Consider the following 20,131-nt stretch of genomic DNA (forward strand, 5'->3'; position numbering starts at 1 on the left):
CACCGGGCCAGGTCGCCGGAGCGATACATGCGCTGCCCGGGGCTGAAGGGATTGGCGAGGAAGCGCTCGGCGGTGAGATCGGGCCGGTTCAGGTAACCCTGCGCCAGCCCCGCACCGGCAATGTACAGCTCGCCAACAACACCGACAGGAACAGGATGGAGAGATGCGTCGAGGATGTAGATGTTGCTGCCGGTGACCGGCCGTCCGATCGGTGCGGAAAGCCCGCCCGAGGGCTGTACCGACATGGTGGCGCAGACCGTGTTCTCGGTGGGGCCATAGGCGTTGACCAGATGGCGGCCCTCGCCCCAGCTCTCCGCGAGATGCGGAGGCAGAACCTCACCTGCGGTGACCAGATGGGTCAGGTCCGGCATATCAGCGGGGTGCATGGCGGCCAACACCACCGGCGGAAGCGTGGCATGGGTGATTCTGCGCCGTCGCACCAGATCGGCTAAAGGTGCGCCTGCTGCCATCTGCTCGGTATCGGCCAGCACCAGTGTCGCACCTGAGCCCAGTGTGACCAGGACCTCGGCGATAGCCGCGTCGAAGCTTGGAGAGGCGAATTGCAGCACCCGTGCATCCGGGGTGATCCCGAACGCCTCGCGCTGGCCGCCGACCAACCCGGCGAGCCCGGCATGTGTCAGCACAACACCCTTGGGCCGGCCTGTCGACCCGGATGTATAGATCACATAGGCCGGCTCCTGCAGCTGCGGCGCCGGAGGCAGTACGCGGCCCGCCGTCGGCAGGTCGTTCAGAATGATCGCACCGCTTGCGGAGAGACGGTTGCGGGTGGCCGGTTCGGCCAGGATCAGCGCAGGCCGGGCATCGTCGACGATCCAGTCCAACCGGTCCTGCGGATAGTTCGGGTCCAGCGGCAGGTAGACCGCCCCGGCCCGGATGGCGCCCAGCATCGAGATCACCGCCTCGGCCGAGCGATGGCGCATGACGCCAACCCGGTCTCCCGGGGTTATCCCCTGTTCCACAAGGCCTGCGGCACAGCTTTCGACCCGCCGGATCAGATCGGCATAGCTGATCACCTGCTGGCCGTCATCAAGTGCGGGGGCGGCAGGATGGCGGCTTGCGGCGGCTTCGATCAGGCCGAAGAAATCGCGTCCGGCCAGATCGGTAGCAACCGGTGCGCCGGTGGAGAACGCGCGCAGCCTTTCCGCCTCTTCCCGATCCAGTAACGGGATGGCACGCAGGCTACTGTCGGCATGATCGGCCATCGCGTCCAGAACACGCCGGAAACGGGCGGCGAAGCGGTGAATGGTGCCGGGCTCGTAAAGATCGGCGTCATATTGCAGCACGCCGTTGATGCCCTGGGCCAGCCCCTCAGCATCGCGGTTCTCGGCCAGGTCGACGGTCAAGTCGAACTTGGCGACCCCGAACCCGATCTCGACGGTTTCGACGGTCAGGTCCGGCAGGGACAGGTCCGGTCGCGCGGCGTTCTGCAGGACCAGAAACACCTGGAACAACGGGTTCATTGACAGCGAGCGTTCGGGAGCCAGCCGGTCCACGATCTGCTCGAAAGGCAGATCCTGATTGTCGAAGGCGGTCAGATCGGCATCCCGGATCATGGCCAGGAGATCTCCCAGCGATTTGCTGGCGTCGATCCGGCTACGCAGGGCGAGTGTATTGACGAAAAAGCCCACCATATCCTGCAGCGCATCATCTTGACGCCCGGCGAGCGCAGTGCCGATGACGATATCGTCGCCGCAGCCCGACCGTTCCATGGCCATGGCAAGGGCGGCGTGCAGGACCATGAACATTGTGGCACCGTGCCGGGAGGCCAGCGCCTCCAGCGCCCGATGGGTCGCGGCATCGATGGCCAGCGGAACATGGGCGCCGCGATGGGCGGCGATGGCGGGGCGCGGACGATCCGGCAGTAGCGTTACCTCTTGCGGGGCGCCGGCGAGAGTTGCGGTCCAGAACCGTTCCTGCTGCGCGGCCAGACTGCCGGGATCGGCGGCATCGCCCAGCAGGTCGCGCTGCCACAAGGCATAATCGGCATATTGCACCGGCAGCGGCGGCAGGATCGCGGCCATGCCGTCCAGGTGGGCGCGATAGGCCTCGGCCAGATCAGAGGCCAGCGGCGCAAGGGATGCTCCGTCACCCGCGATATGGTGCAGCACCAGCAGCAGGACATGATCGCGCTCTGAAAGGCGGAACAGGACGCTGTGCAGCGGCAGATCGTTACACAGGTCGAACAAATGGCCGGATTCGGTCTCCAACGCTTTGGATAGTGCATCGGGTGCGATGTCGCGCAGCGTGAAATCCGGTTCCGCCGACGGCAGGATATGTTGCACCGGATCGGCGCTGTCGGGGAATACCGTGCGCAGAACCTCGTGGCGGGCGGTCACGTCGGCCAGTGCGGAGCGCAGGGCATCGCTGTCCAGCGGTCCTTTGAGGCGCAGGGCCACCGCCATGTTATAAGCGGGCGAGGGACCCTCGAGCTGCGTGATCGTCCACAGCCGTGCCTGCGCGAAGGATTGCGGCAGGCTGTCGGGGCGTGGCATCGGGCGCAGGGCGGGGCGCAGGGGGGTGCCCCGGGCCTTGTCCAGAACGCGGGCAAGGGCCTCGACGGTGGGGTTCTCGAACAGGCTACGGATCGATATGTCCAGCCCCATCTCGCTGCGCAGGCGCGAGATCAGCCGGATGGCCAGCAGGGAATGGCCGCCAAGCGTGAAGAAATTGTCGGCGACCGAAAGTTTGGCTGCGATATCGCCGGGCAGGGACAGGATCTCGGCGAACAGTGCGGCGACGGCGCGCTCGCGCGTGTTGCGGGGGACAGTGGCCTCGGCCAGCCCCGAACCGGGCACGGGCAGGGCGCGGGTATCGAGCTTGCCGTTGGGCAGGCTGGGCAGGGCGTCCAGCGTTACAAAGGCGGCGGGAACCATATGATCGGGGAGGCTGCGGCCCAGTGTCTCGCGCAGGTGCTGATGATCGGGGTCCTTGCCATCGCGCCGAGCGATATAGGCGACGATCCGGCGCTGGCCAGGCTGGTCCTCGCGCAGGACGACCGCGTTCTGTGGCCAGCCGGCGGCGGAAATGGCGGCGCGAATCTCGCCCGGTTCGATGCGCAGCCCGCGAATCTTGACCTGCTGATCCGCGCGGCCGCAAATGACCAGCTTGCCATCCTCGCGCCATAGTGCCAGATCGCCCGAACGGTACATGCGCTGCCCCGGCGCAAAGGGATCGGCGACGAAGCGATCCGCAGTCAAGCCGGGCTGGTTCATGTAGCCGCGTGCCAGGCTGTTGCCGGCGATATACAGCTCGCCCGGGACACCCGGAGGAACCGGGCGCAATTCGCGGTCGAGGACGTGAAAGCGGGTATTGGCCACCGGACCGCCAACCGGAACCGGCCCGGCCTGATCGGCGCTGTCGCACAGATGCGCAGCGACCCCGATCGAGGTTTCGGTCGGACCATAGGAGTGATGGATTTCGCATTCCAGTCGTCGACGCGCCCGGGCCAGCAGATCGGAGCCAAGCGCCTCTCCTCCGCAGATCACCCGGCGAAGCGGCAGGTCGCCGGTGGCTGGTTCTTCAATGAACAGTTCCAGCATCGAGGCGACGAAATGCACCATCGTCACCTGCCGGTCGCGGATCAGTCCGGCAAGATACGCCGGATCGCGGTGACCATCCGGTCGCGCGATGACCAGACGCGTGCCGCTGACCAGAGGGAACAGCAATTCCCATACCGAGACATCGAAACCGAAGGCGGTTTTGTGCAGCACGGCATCGTCGGGACGCGGAGCATACTCGTCCTGCATCCAGCGCAGCCGGTTGACTATGCCACGATGCGGGACAACCACTCCCTTCGGAGTGCCTGTCGATCCCGAGGTATAGATCACATAGGCCGCATCTTCGGGCCGCAGCGGCCGATGACGCATTCCATCCGTTGGCGCAGCCGAGGGCCTGCGCGCGATCTGCGCCATCCGGCCGCGATCCAGGCACAGTTCTGGCGCCCCGTCGATCGCATCGCGCTGCGGGACATTGGGCGTGATCAGCACCAGCGCCGGGGCGGCGTCGCGGATCATGAAGGACAGCCTTTCGGCGGGATAGTCGGGATCCAGCGGCAGATAAGCCGCGCCTGCCTTCAACACCGCCATGACCGCCGCCACCATCCGCGCCGAGCGCGGGATCATTACACCGACCAGATCACCGGGGCCGATGCCACGGGCGATCAACTCATGCGCAAGGCGGTTGGCCTGGGCATGAAGCGTGGCCCGGCTCAGCCTTTCGTTTTCGACATCCAGCGCGGGATCGTTTCCCTCGGCGAAAGCTTCCAGCATGTCAGCAAGTGTTTCGTCGCCATGCGGACGACTGGTGTCGTTCCAGCGGGCGATTCGGGCGGCCAGCTCCCGGGGCGGGGTCAGGGCTATGCGCGCAACCGGCATGTCCGCAGAATCGGCCAGTGCATCCAGCGCCCGCACATGTGCCTGCACCAACCATTCGGCCATCGCGTCTGATATCAGGTCACTGCGCCAAGCGAGCTTTACCTGATAGGTCGCGCCCGGCAGGATCGCGATGCTGGCGGCGTAATGCGAGGTGTCGCCGCCATGGTTCGAGTGGCGCTCGATCCGCAGTCCGCCGGGACTGTCTCCATTCCCGCTGCCGGGATCACCGATGGGAAAATTCTCGAACACGACAAGACTGTCGAACAGATCGCCCTGTCCGACGGCACGCTGGATTTCGGACAGGCCGAGGTGCTGGTGATCAAGCAATTGCGCCTGTTCGGTTTGCAGTCCGCGCAACAATTCGGATGCGCGCATTTCCGGACGCCAGCGCATTCTGACCGGGATGCTGTTGATGAACAGGCCGATCATGTTCTCGACTCCCGGCAGATCGGCGGGCCGGCCCGACACGATGCTGCCGAAGGCCACGTCGTGGCGATGGGTCAGATGACCGAGAACCAGCCCCCACGCAGCCTGCGCCAACGTGTTCATCGTCACGCCCAATTCGCGGGCGCGGTCCTGCATCCGGCCGATCAGGGCGTCGGACAGTGGACGGTGCATGACCTGGGGCACTGCCCCGCTGGTGGCGGCCGGGGCGATCCGGGCCGGTTCCTCGAAGCCTTCGAACGCGGCCTGCCATGCGGTTCGCGCCGCAGCACTGTCACGTTCCGTCAGCCATTTCACATAATCGCGGAAGGGCGTCACATGCGGCAGGCCCGCAGTTTCGCCTTCCTGCTCATAAAGCGTGAACAGTTCGTTCAGCAGGATCGGCGTGGACCAGCCGTCCATCAGGATATGGTGGCTGGTAAAGATCAGCATGTGGCGCTCGGGCGCCATGCGGATCAGGGTAAAGCGCAAGAGCGGCGCGCGGGCCAGATCGAAGCGTTGTTCGTAATCCCGGGCGATTTCGGCAGCCAGCGCGGCGTCGGGATCGGAGGCGCCGGACAGGTCCAGATTCTGCCAGGGCAGATCGGGCGCACGCTGAATCACCTGCACCGGTGACTTGACCTTGTGATGAACGAAGGCCGCACGCAGGCTGGCATGGCGGCGCAGCAGGGCGCGCGTTGCCGCCTGCAACCCGGAACTGTCCAGCTTGCCGTCGATGGCAAAGACCATCTGCGTGACATAACTGTCCTGCACCTCGTCGTCATAGAGTGCGTGAAACAGGAAGCCGTGCTGAAGAGGAGTCAGCGGCAGGATGTTTTCGATATTTGCTTCACGCATAGAGTGTCTCCAGGAATTCGATGTCCGACTGGTCGATTTCGGCCAGCACGTCAGACGGGGTGAGCAGGGATGCGCGATCGCCGCTTTCGGCGGCGGCGGCGATGTGACGCAGCGCGTCGAACCAGCCATCGGCCAGCGCGCGCATCTGATCGGCGCCGACCAGCCTGCCGGCATAGGACCAGTTGGTGATGAGTCTTGGTCCGGCAGGGCCGTCCAGCGTCATGGCGTTCAGCTCGATAACAGTGGTCAGCGCCCGACGTGGATCCTGGCCCCCCGACAGGGCCGGCACCTCGGGGGCGGGCTGGAAGGCGTCCGGCCGCGGATCGTGGGCAGTATCACCGTCGCCCTGTCCGGGTGCGCCGAAGCGGCCCAGGTAGTTGAAGCCGATCTCGGGCCGTGCCATGCGGGCCAGAGCCGGTGCGGTCTCGGGGTTCATGTGCCTTAACAGGCCATAGCCCACACCGTTGTCGGGGATACGTCGCAAGTGCTCCTTGACCGATTTCAGGATCCGGTCCAGCGCCGCGCCGTCAGAGTCCGTCATTACCGCGACCGGGTCGATACCGTCCAGATGCAGACGCAGTGGGAACAGGCTGGTAAACCAGCCGACGGTCTGGCCGGTTTCCGCGCCTTCGAGGATCGGCTCGCGGCCATGACCTTCAAGCAGGAAGGTGGCGGCTTGTGTGCCGGTCTGACCCTGTTCGCGCCGCCAGCGGATCACAGCCAGCGCGAAGCCGGCCAGAAGCACGTCGTTGACGCCGCCATTGATCCATTCAACGGCGCGGGTCAGCAGGGTCTGGGTGACCTCGGGTTCCAATTCCGTGACGAGGTTTTGCTGCGTGGCGACAGTATCCAGTGCCGGATCCAGCGCTTGCCCGCCAAGCGGGGCATCACCGGCGCCCATTTCCTGCCACAGCGGCAACTCGTCCCGGCGTTGTGCGGCCAGGGCGGGCAACGCTCTGGCCCAGTCGCGCAGCGAGGTCGGTGCTGGTGCCAGCTCAGGCTCGCGCCCTTCGGCCACCGCCGCCCATGCCTGCGCCAGATCGGGCAGCAGGATCCGCCATGACACGCCGTCCACCGCAAGATGGTGAATGGTCAGCATCAGGCGCCGGGCTTCCGGGAACCACACGGCCTGAACCAGCTGCCCCTTGCGCGGATTCAACCGGCTGGCGGCCTCGTTCATCGCCGTTGCCAGATTCGCACCCTCCGGGTGCGGGGTTTCGGCCAGATGCAGGCAGTCCTCTGCCCGCAGGGTGCCGGGCTCGGGAATGACGAGGCTCCCATCCGCGTTCACCGTCAGCCGCAGGGCGTGATGATGGTCGACGATCGCCTGCAGGACACGAAGCAGACCGCCGCGCCTGATCCCTTCGGGAAGGGTCAGCAGCATGCTTTGCTGAAAGGCGTCGCCATGATCGGGATTCGAGAGGAACTCGGCCATGATCGGCGTGGCCGGCAAGGGACCGCAGGGCTCGCCCGTCATCGGCGTGGTATCACTCCCGGACAAGGGCAGTGCGATCCGGGCCAGCGCGGCAGGGGTCTGATGTTGGAAAACATCGCGCGCGGTGATTCGCCAGCCTGCACGGCGGGCCTGACCGACCAGCTGGATCGATGAGATCGAGTCGCCTCCCAGCGAGAAGAAACCCTGATCGGCACCGACATGCTCCAGCGAGAGGATCGAGGCGAAGAGGTCGCAGAAAACCCGTTCGGTCCCGGTCGCGGCGTCTCGTGACGGGGCGTCTCCGCTGGCCTGCGGGGCGGGCAGGGCGTGGCGGTCCAGCTTGCCGTTCGCTGTGAGTGGCAGGCTGTCCAGCCGCACGATGGCGGCGGGCACCATGTAATCGGGCAGTTCCTGCGCTAGATGGCCGAGCAACCCGGCTTCGTCCATGTTGGGGCTGGCGACGTAGGCGACAAGCTGGTGATGACCGGGCCGGACCTCGCGGGCGATCACGGCGACCCCGGAATGCCCGGCGCGGCGGATCGCGGCCTCGATTTCGCCGGGTTCGACCCGGAAGCCGCGGATCTTCAGCTGGTCATCGGCGCGGCCGACGAACTCGAGCTGCCCGTCCACCCGCCAGCGCACCCGGTCGCCGGTGCGGTACATCCGCTGACCGGCCAGGACCGGGCTGGCGATGAACCGCTCGGCCGTCTGTGCGGCCCGGCCCAGATAGCCAAGCGCGACCTGCGTGCCGGTCACATACAGTTCCCCGGGCACACCGGGCGGGACAGGCTGAAGCCAGGGATCCAGAACCAGCGCCTGGGCGCCAGCGACCGGCCGGCCGATCGGCATGGCGGCGCGTTCGCTGCCTTCGGTGACAGGGGTGTCGGAAAGGTTGGCGGCGGTGATCTGGATGGTGGTTTCGGTCGGGCCGTAAAGGTTGACTACCTCGGTTCCCCAGGCCGAAGCCACGCGCCGGGCCAGCGCTTCGGACAGCGCCTCGCCGCCCGAGAACAACCAGCGCAGCCGTGGCCGCTCCGGCGCATCCAGCATCGGCGGCAGCATCGAGGGCACGACCTGCATCACCGTTACCCCGTTGTCGGCGGCAAAACCGGGAATGCGGTCGAGTTCCAGCCGCAGCGTGTCCGGCAGGATTACCATCGAGGCGCCGCATATCAGCGGCAGCCAGATTTCCCATTCGGCGGCGTCGAAATTCAACGAGGTGCGGAACAGCACCCGGTCTTCCGACCCAAGCGGAAAGCTGTCGCGCATCCATCCCATATGGCTGGCAACCGCACGCTGCGGCACCGTGACCCCCTTGGGCCTGCCGGTCGAGCCGGAGGTGAAGATGACATAAGCGGGGTCGTCCTCGCGTAGCGGGCGGAGCCTCTCGGCGGCGTGCAGCGGTTCGGTCGACATGGCCTGACGGCGCATCAGGACCGGGCCGCGGTCGATGACCAGTTTCCGACGAGCGGCCTGATCGGGCAGACGATCTTCGACTGCCATAACGGTGATCACCAGCCGCGGGGCGCTGTCGTCGACGATCGCGGCCAGCCTTTCCGCCGGGTAATCGGGATCGAGCGGCACATAGGCGGCACCGGCCTTGACCACCGCAAGCAGCGCGACGATCAGTTCGATGCCTCGTGGCAGCGCGAGCCCGACCAGATCTCCTGGCCCGATCCCGTGCGCGATAAGCAGCCGGGCCAATTGATCGGAATGACGGGCCAGAGCGGCAAAGCTCATCTTGGTATCTTCGGCAATCAGCGCCGTGAGGCCGGGGCGGGCGGTAGCGCCGGCCAGCAGTTCGGGCAGGGTGCGCGGCCGCTCATGCTTCGCGGGCGCCGGCAAGGGGACGACTGCATCGTGCAGGGGCAGGCGCATCACTTGTCGCTGCGGATCCCCGGCTACCGCATGCAGCATTCGGGCAAGGCAATCGGCGATCATCTGTGCCGTTCCGGGCAGGAACAGATCGGCGGCATATTCCAGCGTGCCGGTGATACCGGCTGGCTGGCCGGTATCGTCGGTCAGTTCGGCCAGGTTGAAATTCAGGTCGAACTTGGCGATGTCCAGTGCCAGATCCAGCATTTCGGCCTCGACATTGCCCAGATCCAGCGCCGCCTCGCGGTTGTTTTGCAGCGACAGCATCACCTGGAAAATCGGATGGTGTGAAAGCGACCGCTCCGGGTTCAGCAATGTCACGAGCTGTTCGAAAGGCAGGTCCTGATGCTCATACGCCTCCAGCGCGCGGACGCGGACCTGCGCCAGAAGATCCGCAAAGCGTGGATTGCCCGACACGTCGTTGCGCAGCACCAGCGTGTTGACGAACAGGCCGATCTGGTCCTCCAGCGCTGTCTCGGTCCGGCCGGCGACCGGGGTGCCGATGGCGATGTCCTCGCCTGCGCCCAGCCGGCTCAGCGTGGCGGCCAGTGTGGCCTCCAGCACCATGAACAGCGTGACACCATGGACCGAGGCCAGTGCGGCAAGCTGCCGGTGCAGTTCCGCAGGCAGCTCCAGCGGGCAATGCGCGCCGCGATGACTGGCGACGGCGGGACGCGGGAGATCGGCGGGCAGATCCAGCCGCTGGGGCAGTTCTGCCAGTCTTTCACGCCAATAGGCGATCTGGGCTGACATGGCGCTGGCGGGATCGTCTTCGTTGCCCAGCCGGTCGCGTTGCCACAACGCGTAATCGGCGTATTGCACGGGTAGCGGCGGCCAATTGGGCGCATGCCCGGTGGAACGGGCAGCATAGGCGCGCGACAAATCGGCCGCCAGCGGCGCCATCGAGCCGCCGTCGCCTGCGATGTGATGCAGCAGGATCAGCAGGATATGCCGGTCTTTGTCCTTGGTGATCAGGGACGCGCGCAGCGGCAGTTCCGAGGCCAGGTCAAAGGGCCTCGCGGCCTCGGTCCGCAATAATTCCAGCGCCTGATCGGGATCGCCGGCGTCAAGGCGCGCCAGTTCCAACCTCACGGCTTCAGCCGGCTGGATCAACTGATGTCCGGTATCTTCTGCCGGGAACAGGGTGCGCAGGCTTTCATGCCGTGCGACCAGATCGTTCAGCGCGGCCTCCAGTGCATCGGTATCGAGCGCTCCGGTCAGTTGCAGGGCCAGCGGGATGTTGTAGGTGGATGACGGTCCCTCGAACTGGTGAAGGAACCACAGCCGCGCCTGGGCAAAGGAGAGCGGCACGATCGCAGGCCGTGGGCGCGGCGCCAGAGTGGCAGCCACCGCATCGGTACCGGGGGTAGCGTTGCGGACACGTTCCGCCAGCGCCTCGATGGTCGGGGTCTCGAACACTGCGCGGATCGGCAGCGAAACGCCCGTCCTGTCTCGGATTCCGGCCACCAGCCGGGTTGCCAGCAGCGAATGGCCACCGCGTTCGAAGAAATTATCCTCGATCCCGGCGGCGGGGAGACCGAGCAGCCCGGCGAACAGGTCGGCGAGTGTTTCCTCGGTTGCATCGCGCGGCGGTTGCGTGGGAGCGGTATCGTATTCCGGCACCGGCAGCGCCTTGCGGTCCAGCTTGGCGCCATTCGCCGACATCGGCAATGCGTCCAGCCGGGTGAAGGACGCCGGCAGCATCCAGTCGGGCAGGCTCGACGCGAGTTCATTTCGCAATGCCCTGTCATCCAGCTCGGGCGCGGCGATATAGGCAGCCAGCCGACGCAGACCCGGCTGGTCTTCGCGCAGGATCACCGCATTGGCGGGATAGCCGGCGCGGGCGATGGCCGCCTCGATTTCGCCGGGCTCGATGCGGAAACCGCGGATTTTCACCTGCGTGTCGGCACGGCCCAGATAGTCGATCTGGCCATCCTCGCGCCATTGCGCCAGATCGCCCGAGCGATACATGCGCTGGCCGGGCCGGAAAGGATCGGCGACAAAGCGATCCGCCGTCAGGTCAGGGCGATCCAGGTAGCCGCGTGCCACGCCGTCGCCGCCGATATACAGCTCTCCGGGGATGCCTGCCGGTACCGGCCGAAGCGCATCGTCCAGAATGTAAATGCGGGCATTCACATTCGGCCGGCCCAGCGGAGGCGGGACAGGTGTGCCGCCGGTCAAAACCGGGCTCATGGCGCAGCAGATGGTGATCTCGGTCGGGCCATAGGCATTGACCAGACGATGTTCCGCGGACCATGCCGCGGCGATATGCGGAGGGCAGGCCTCGCCGCCGACGATCACCGTTTCCGGCCACGGCAGCGCGGGATCCAGCGTCGCCAATACGCTTGGCGGGATCAGTGCGTGAGTGATGTGGCCTTCGCTCAGGGCGCGGGTCAGATCGTCGCCCAGCACCCGCCCTGCCGGCGGCAGGACCAGCGTGGCCCCCGCGGCAAAGGCCATCATCACCTCCATCACCGAGGCGTCGAAACTGATCGAGGCGAATTGCAGCACGCGGCTGCCGGGCACGATGCCGAAGCGTTCGACCTGTGCCACAGTCAGCGCCGGGAGCCCCGCATGCGGCACCACGACACCCTTGGGCCGCCCGGTCGAGCCGGATGTATAGATCACATAGGCCGGGTGACGTGGATCAAGCCGCCTGCGGCGATCGGCATCGGTAATCCGCGACGCATCCGCCGCGCCGATCTCGCCGCCAAAGCCCATGGGATCGTCCAGCAGCAACAGGCTTTCTGCCCGTGGCAGCCGACCTTCCGTGCCGGTCAGGGTCAGCACCGCTCGCGGGCTGGCGTCGCTCACAATATAGTCCAGACGCTCGGCAGGCAGGTCGGGGTCCAGTGGCAGGAACGCGGCTCCGGCCTTCATGATCCCCAGCATCGCCGCGATCATCATGTCGGAACGCGGCAGCATCAGGCCGACGCGATCTTCGGCCCCGATATCGCGCGCGACCAGTGCACGGGCGATGCGATTGGCCCACTCGTCCAATTGGCGGTAGCTGACCTGCTGCTCTCCGGCGGTCAGCGCATGTGCATCTGCGTGCTGATCCACGATCTGCTCGAACCAGTCGGGAACCGGGCGCACCGGCAAGTCGCGCAGATCCAGCCGGGCATCCGAGGTCAGCGCCTCTGCTTCGGCCGGATCGATCACCGGCAATTCGGACAGCCGTGCCTGCGGGTCATGGATCGCGGCCTCCAGCAACCTGCGGAAACAGGCCAGGACTCGCCCGGCGCTGTCCGGAGTATAGAGGTCGCCCGAATATTCCAGCGTGATCTCCAGTCCCGATGGTCGTCCATCGGCATCGGTATCCTCGGCGACATGGAAGGCCAGATCGAATTTCGCGCTGCCGGTATCGGGATCCATCGGCTGCAGCCTTGCGCCGGGCAGTGTCAGGTTGGCCCGGGCCGTGTTCTGAACCTGCAAGAGAACCTGAAACAGCGGATGACGGGCCAGAGAACGCGAGGGACGCAGATGTTCGACCAATTCCTCGAAGGGCAGATCCTGATGTTCCCACGCGGCCAGATCGGTGCGGCGGGCACGTTCGAGCAGTTCGGTAAATCGCGGATTGCCGCTGGCATCCATCCGCAGGACCAGCGTGTTGACGAAGAAACCGACCAATTGCTCGAGGCCGGGGTCGGTGCGGCCGGCGACCGGGCTGCCCAGCGGGATGTCCTCGCCGGCGCCCAGGCGTCGCAGCATTGCGGCCAGCGCCGTTTGCAGCACCATGAAGGGGGTGGCGCCATGCCGACGCGCAAGATCCAGCACCGCAGCATGGGTTTCGCCATCGAGCGCCAGCACCAGTTGCCCGCCGGAGCCGCTGGCGACGGCCGGCCGTGGCGCGGCGAAGGGTAATGCCAGCTCGTCCGGCAGATCGGCGAGCGTTTCGCGCCAGAAGCCCAGTTGCCGGGATAACTCGCTGCCGGGATCGTCCGATCCGCCGAAGAGTTCGGTCTGCCAAGCCGCGTAATCGGCATATTGCACCGGCAGGGGATGCCAGTCGGGCGCATCTCCCGCGCGACGTGCGGCATAGGCCGTGGACAGGTCATGCGCCAGCGGCGCCATCGAGGCCCCGTCGCCCGCTATATGATGCAGCAGGATGACCAGTGCGCCGCTGTCCGGGGCAGTGCGGATCAGGGTGACGCGCAGCGGCCCTTCGCTGGCAAGGTCGAAAACATGGCCGGCGGCATCCGCCACGGCCCTATCCAGATGACCGGAGCCGGTTTCGATGATCTCAAGTGCTGGCGACATCCGCGCAGCGATGTGCTGGCGGGGTTCCGCTCCTGCGGGATATGTAGTGCGCAGGATCTCGTGCCGGGCAATGACGTCGCCGATGGCAAGGCGCAGGGCGTCGGCATCCAGATGACCGGTGAACCGCAACGCGACAGGGATGTTATAGGACGCGCCGTGCCGGTCCAGTTGTTGCAGGAACCACAGGCGGCGCTGCGCGAAGGACATGGGGGGCGGGGTTTCGCCACGCGGGGTGGGCCGCAGCGACGGGCGCACCCTGCCGTTGCCGGGCTTCAGCCTCCGGGCGAGTTGTTCGACGGTTGGAGCTTCGAACAGCGCCCTGATCGGCAGGTCGGTTTGCAACTGGTTGCGGATCCGGCTGAACAGCCGGGTTGCCAGCAGCGAATGGCCGCCAAGATCGAAGAAATTGTCGTCGATCCCGACCGTGGGCAGATCGAGCACTTCGGCGAACAGGCCGCAGAGCCTGGCTTCGTTCTCGGTCCGTGGCGGGCGGCCCGGACCGCAGGACAGTTCGGGTGCGGGCAGGTTGCGACGGTCCAGCTTGCCATTGGGGGTCAAGGGCAGGCTGTCCATAGCGATCACTGCAACCGGGACCATGTAATCCGGCAGGCTCTGTCCGAGCGCATCCCGGATCGCCTGCGGCTCGATTCTGCCGCCCGATTCCGCGACGGCATAGGCGATCAGCTGTTTGCCGCGGGCCGGATCGTCATGGACAATCACCGCGACATCCTTGATTCCGGGGTGCCGCGCGATGGCGGCCTCCACCTCGCCCGGTTCGATACGGAAGCCGCGGATTTTCACCTGACTGTCGATCCGGCCCAGATATTCCAGCACTCCCTCGGCCGACCAGCGCACCAGATCACCGCTGCGATACATCCTTTGATCCGCCACATCGGGTGCAGGCAGGAAACGCTCTCGTGTCAGCTCGGGTAGATCCAGATAGCCCTCGGCGACGCAGGCACCGGCGATATACAGTTCTCCGGGAACGCCTGCGGGCACGGGACGGCGCTGCGCATCCAGCACAAGGCAGCGGCAATTGTCGACGGGCCGGCCGATCGGCGGCAGATCGGGCCACAGGGCGGGATCGCCGCTGCTGCTCCAGCCGGTGCAGACATGGGTTTCGGTCGGGCCGTAATGGTTGTGCAGCCGGCAATCGGGATTGGCTGCGAACATGGCCCGCAGTGCGGGGGTCAGGCGTAGCTGCTCGCCGGCGGTGATCACATCGCGCAGATCGGGCAGGGACACGCAGCGTTGCTCCAGCGCTTCGGCAAGATGGCTTAGTGCCATGAACGGCAGGAAGATCCGTTCAAGCCGTAATTCGGCGATACGGCGCGACAGCAGGTCGATGTCGCGGATCTGATCCTCGGGCAACAGGCAGAGGCAGCCACCCGAAGCCAGCGTGCTGAAGATTTCCTGAAACGCGACATCGAAACCAAGGGCCGCGAACTGCAGCACCCGCGTGCCTGAACGCAGGGGAAGGCTGCGGCGCTGCCATTCCAGCAGGTTCACCAATGCGCGCTGATGCATCACCACGCCTTTGGGCCGCCCGGTCGAGCCGGAGGTGAAGATCATGTAGCCCAGCCGGTCGGGATTGCCCCGATCGCGGCGGGGAGGCGTTTCGGGCGCGCCGGACCAGGCCGGCCGAGGATCATCAGCCAGCAGCAGCCGGGTGTCGCGGGCGGGATTCAGGTTTTCGGCTAGTGCGGCCTCGGCGATCAGCACAGCGGGACAGGCATCTTCCAGAGCCTGATCCAGCCTGCTGGCGGGATAGCTCGGATCCAGAGGGATGTAGCCCGCGCCAGCCTTGAGTATGCCGAGGATTGCGGCAACCATTCCTGTGCCGCGATGCATGCAGATTGCCACCGCATCGCCGTCGCCCACGCCCATGCCTTGCAAGTGATGGGCGATACGATTGGCCTCGGCCTCCAGCGCGGCATAGCTGAGGGTGCCTTTCGCGTCTTCCAGCGCCGTGGCTTCGGGGGTCAGCTGTGCCTGCGCTTCGAACAGCGCGGCAATGTCGGCGTTCGAGGGCGTGGTTTGCTGACCCCGGCCCAGTTCCGCAAGCTGCGCGGTCTCATCCGGATCCTGAAGCGGAATATCCCCGATGGAGCGGGTTGGATCGGTAATCACTGCCTGCAACAGCCGCTGGAAACGCGCGACCATCACTTGCGCGCTGGCTTCGGTAAACAGATCGGCGGCATATTCCAGTTCACCCTCGATGCCTTCGCCGGGCACCTCCCACAGATGCAGGCTGAGATCGAACCGCGCTACTGGTGCCGACGCATCGCGGGCCTGTGCTGTCAGGCCCGGCAGTTCGACCGGGTGCCGGCGGCCCTGCTGAAGCGCCAGCATGATCTGGAACAACGGATGATGCGACAGCGAGCGGACCGGATGCAGCTTTTCCACCAGTTGCTCGAAGGGCATCTGCTGATGTTCCCACGCAGCCAGGTCGCGGTCGCGGAGCTGCGCCAGCAAATCGGCGAAAGATGGATCGCCAGAGGTGTCGGCGCGCAATACCAGCGTATTGACGAACATGCCCACCAGGGGTTCCAGGGCGGCATCGTTGCGGCCTTCGATCGGGGTGCCGATGACGATATCCTCGCCGGCACCAAGCCGGGTCAGCAGTGCCGAGAGCGCAGCATGGACGACCATGAACGGCGTGGCCCCATGTGCCTGCGCCAATTGCGACAGGCCGGCCTGCAAGCCGGCGGGGATGTTGAAGGATACCGTTGCGCCGCGATTGCTCGCAACGGGCGGGCGCGGCATGTCAGTGGGCAGACCATGCAGTTGCGGCACGCCGTCCAGTGCGCGGCTCCACCACGCCATCTGTTGCGACAGACGGCTGGCGGGATCGGCGGAATCGCCCATCACCTGATCCAGCCATCGCGTATAATCGGCGTATTGCACGATCAGAGGCGCCATCTCGGGCGTATGCCCATCCAGGCGGGCGGTATAGGCGGTGGACAGATCGCGCGCCAGCACGTCCATCGAAGCTCCGTCGCCGGCGATGTGGTGCAATACCAGCAGCAGGCTGTGCCGTCCGCCTCCGCAGTCGAACAGGGTTGCGCGCAGCGGTGTTTCCATCGCCAGATCAAAGCGATGCAGTGCAGCTTCGGCCAGTTCGGACTCAAGCGGGCCGGCCGTGGTCGTGACCAGTTCGAGCGCCGGTGTCATATCCTCGCAGATCTGCTGGAAGGGCTCGCCGTCCTGTTCGGGAAAGCGTGTGCGCAGGCTTTCATGCCGGGCAATCACGTCGCCCAGCGCAAGGCGCAGCGCGTCCTTGTCCAGCGCTCCTTCAAGATCGAGCCGCATAGGAATGTTGTAACTGGCCGCTGCCTCGGCTCCGCCATCCGTTTCCAACCGTTGCAGGAACCACAACCGCCTTTGCGCCGCCGATAGCGGGATCCGTGCAGGGCGCTCCTGCCGGATCAGCGGCGGCAGGGCGGGACGGTCTTGCCCGATTTGCCGAGCCAGAGCAGCGGGAGTGGGATGCTGGAACAGCAGCCGCAGCGGCATTTCGGCGTTCAGTGTGCTACGAATGCGGCTGGCCAGCCTTGTCGCCAGCAGCGAGTGGCCTCCGAGTGTGAAAAAATCGTCATCCAGTCCGATCCGGCCACGATCGAGTGTTTCCGCGAAACAGGAGCAGATGGCGATCTCGGCCGGTGTCTGCGGAGCACGGTAGGGGGCTTGCCCCGAGGCCAGATCCGGACGCGGCAGGGCCTTGCGGTCGATCTTGCCGTTCGGCGTCAGCGGAAACTCATCCACTGCGACGAAGGCGGAGGGGATCATGTAATCGGGCAGCAGCCGGGCCAGCGCAGCGCGGATGCTCGCGCTGTCATCGCTCGTCCAGTCGGCACCGGTGTCGCAGATCCAGGCGACCAGCGCGGGCGCCCCGCCCGGCCCGTTCAGTGCCATGACAACATTGCGTGGATAGCCGGTGTTCGAAAGAGCAGTCTCTATTTCGCCCAGCTCGATCCGGAAGCCCCGGATTTTCACCTGATGGTCGAGGCGGCCCAGATATTCCAGCACGCCTTCGCGGCGGCGCACCAGATCGCCGGTGCGATACATGCGTGCGCCGGGGTCATCCGACACGAGCGGGTCGGGAACGAACCGCTCGGCCGTCAGTTCGGGACGATGCAGGTAACCCTGCGCCAGACCCTCGCCCGCGATGCATAGTTCTCCGGGTACATTATCGGGCACGGGGCGCAGCCGGTCGTCCACGATACGCAGCCGCGTGTTGTCGATGGCGCTGCCGATGCGGATCGGCTGGCCGGGGCGGACCGGTTCCATCAGCGACCAGATCGTGGTTTCGGTCGGGCCGTACATGTTCCAGACCGCGCGGGCAGAGGCGGACATCCAGTCGCCCAGATCCTGCGGCATCGCCTCGCCGCCGCAAAGGATGGTCAGGTCGCCGCCCGGTCGCCAGCCTGCATCGCGCAGCATCTGCCAGGTCGCCGGCGTGGCCTGCATGATCGTCGGCCGCTCGCGATCCAGGAACGCCGCCAGAGCAGCGCCGCCGGCACTCGTCTCGCGCGGCAGAATAGTCAGGCTGGCCCCGGCGATCAGCGGCAGGAACATCTCCAGCCCGGCGATGTCGAAGGTGATCGGCGTCACGGCAGCCAGCCGGTCCGAAGAGGCGACGCCGATCCGGTCAGCCATCGCGTGGAGAAAATTTTCCAGCGCACCATGCGGGATCATCACGCCCTTGGGCTGTCCGGTCGAACCCGAGGTAAAGATGACATAGGCCGTGTCGGTAGCCTTCAGCGGGCGGCGGCGTTCGCCGTCGGTGACAGGGCGGTCATCGTGGGAAACCAGCGCGGAATCCAGATCGGCCGAGGCCAGTTGACAGCAACCTTCGGGCAGCGCGTCCCGTGCAGCCAGGTCGTGCAGCAGCATCTCGGTGCCCAGAAGCAGCGAGGGCCGCGCCATCGCCAGCATACGGATCAGACGATCCGCCGGGTGATCGGGATCCAGCGGTAAATAGGCAGCCCCCGCGGTCAGGCTTCCCAGCATCGCCACCAGCATGTCGTTCGATCGTTCGGTGGCTATGCCGACAATATCACCCGTGCTGATGCCCCTTGCCAGCAGCATCCGGGCGAAGCGGTTTGCGCGGCTGATCAGTTCCGCATGATTCAACCGCCTCTCTCCGTCGCTGACAGCCGGCGCTTCCGGCTGTCCGGCGGCAGCGACAAGCTCGGGCAGGCGCAGGTCGGGATGGTGCCGGGTGACGGCGTGATCGGCCTCGATCAGGGCCTGCTGCTCGGCAGGCGTCAGCAGCGGGATGTCGGCCAGCGGACCGGACGGATCGTCGCAGGCGGCCTCAAGCAGCCGCTCCAACCGGCTGGCCAGCATGGCGATGGTCGAGGCATCGAAGAGATCGGTGGCATATTCGATGGTCAGCGCCAGCCCGCCCCCGGCCTCATCTTTTGCTGCGACCGGCGCGAAGTCGAAGCTGAGATCGAATTTGGAGCGATGGGTTTCCAGCGGCATCTCGCTGATCTCGCAGCCGGACAGGATGCAATGCGGTTCGGTGTTGTTTTGAAGCGCGACCAGTACCTGGAACAGCGGATGATGCGCCAGCGAGCGGGCAGGGTTCAGCGCCTCGACCAGTTCCTCGAATGGCAGATCCTGATGGTCGCTTGCGGCGACACCGTTTTCGCGCAGCCGCTCGACCAGCAAGTCCAGCGATGGTGTGCCCGACAGGTCGACGCGAGTTATGACGGTATTCGTGAACAGGCCGATCATGTTGTCCAGCCCGGGCTCGGTCCTTCCCGCTACGGGGGCTCCCAGAACGATGTCGGTCCCCGCGCCAAGCCGCGACAGCAGCGTGGCTACACCAGCCTGCAGCAGCATGAACATGGTGGCGCCCCTTGCCGTGGCCAGCGCCTGCATCCGCGATGCCAGCGTGACGGGCAGGGTGACGTTCAGCGTCGCCCCGTTGTAGCTTGGTGTTGCGGGTCTTGTCCGATCTGTCGGGAGCTGTATCTGCTCGGGGATATCTTTGAGGGCCTGTTTCCAGAAGTTGAGCTGCCTTGCGTGTGGGGAGTCTGGATCGTCGCGCCGGCCCAGCAATTCGCGATGCCAGAGCGTGTAGTCGCCATATTGCACCGGCAGGTCCGGCCAGTCGGGGGCGTGGCCCTCCAGCCGGGCGGCATAGGCCGCCGAGAGGTCCGCGGCCAGCGGCGCCATCGAGGCGCCGTCGCCGGCGATGTGATGCAGCACCAGCAGCAGCACGTGGTCCTGCTCGGAGATGCGCAGCAGCGCCGCCGCCAGCGGCAGGCCGTTTTCCAGGTCGAGCGGCTGCGCGGCGCCCTCGGCCAGCGCCGCCTGCAGTTCTGCCTCGGAAACCTCGCGCCGCTGCAGGATCAGGGCGGCGCTGTGCAGCACTTCCTGGCGGGGGGTGTCGGCGGCGGGGAAGCGGGTGCGCAGGGTCTCGTGCCGGGCGACGAGGTCGTTCAGCGCCGCCTGCAGGGCCTCGGCGTCGAGCGGGCCGCGCACGCGCAGTGCCATGGGGATGTTGTAGGTGGCCGATGGTCCCTCGATCTGGCCGAGGAACCACAGCCGCTGCTGCGCGAAGGACAGGGGCATGGTCGCGGGCCGCGGGCGCGGGGCGAGTTCCGGGCGTGTGGATAGTGGCGCGTCCTGCGCGGCGATGCGGGCGGCCAGCGCCTCGATGGTCGGATTTTCGAAGATGGCGCGGATCGGCAGGTCGATCCCGAAGCCGGGTCGGATGCGGCCGATCAGCCGGGTGGCGAGCAGGGAATCCCCGCCGAGCGCGAAGAAGCTGTCATCGATTCCGGGGGTGCCGCAGCCGAGGATTTCGGCGAAGAGCGCGGCGAGGCGTTCCTCGGTCTCGTTGCGGGGGGTGCGGCGCGGGCCCGGGGCG

Annotated in this window: 2 protein-coding genes and 1 pseudogene; all 3 read right to left on the minus strand. The window is 66.4% G+C overall.

Annotated features, from left to right (window positions below; translation table 11 throughout):
• Positions 1–5,675, minus strand: a 5,675-nt coding sequence (locus C9E81_RS22070) for a non-ribosomal peptide synthetase (RefSeq protein WP_122114524.1), incomplete at its 3' end; no start/stop codon positions are given.
• Positions 5,668–19,833 (minus strand): non-ribosomal peptide synthetase, encoded by a 14,166-nt coding sequence (locus tag C9E81_RS22075; protein ID WP_243698776.1) that lies wholly within the window; start codon positions 19,831–19,833, stop codon positions 5,668–5,670. The genes C9E81_RS22070 and C9E81_RS22075, both read right to left, overlap by 8 nt.
• A gap of 123 nt (positions 19,834–19,956) precedes the next feature.
• A pseudogene (locus C9E81_RS23730) lies at positions 19,957–20,064 on the minus strand (phosphopantetheine-binding protein); the annotation flags it as partial.
• Positions 20,065–20,131: the final 67 nt, after the last annotated feature.

The sequence above is a fragment of the Paracoccus alkanivorans genome, from assembly GCF_003697785.1.
Taxonomy (GTDB): Bacteria; Pseudomonadota; Alphaproteobacteria; order Rhodobacterales; family Rhodobacteraceae; genus Paracoccus; species Paracoccus alkanivorans.

Coding starts and splice junctions, on each gene's coding strand:
- C9E81_RS22075 (WP_243698776.1), bottom strand. CDS start 19,833: ATGCCCCTGTCCTTCGCGCAGCAGCGGCTGTGGTTCCTCGGCCAGATC.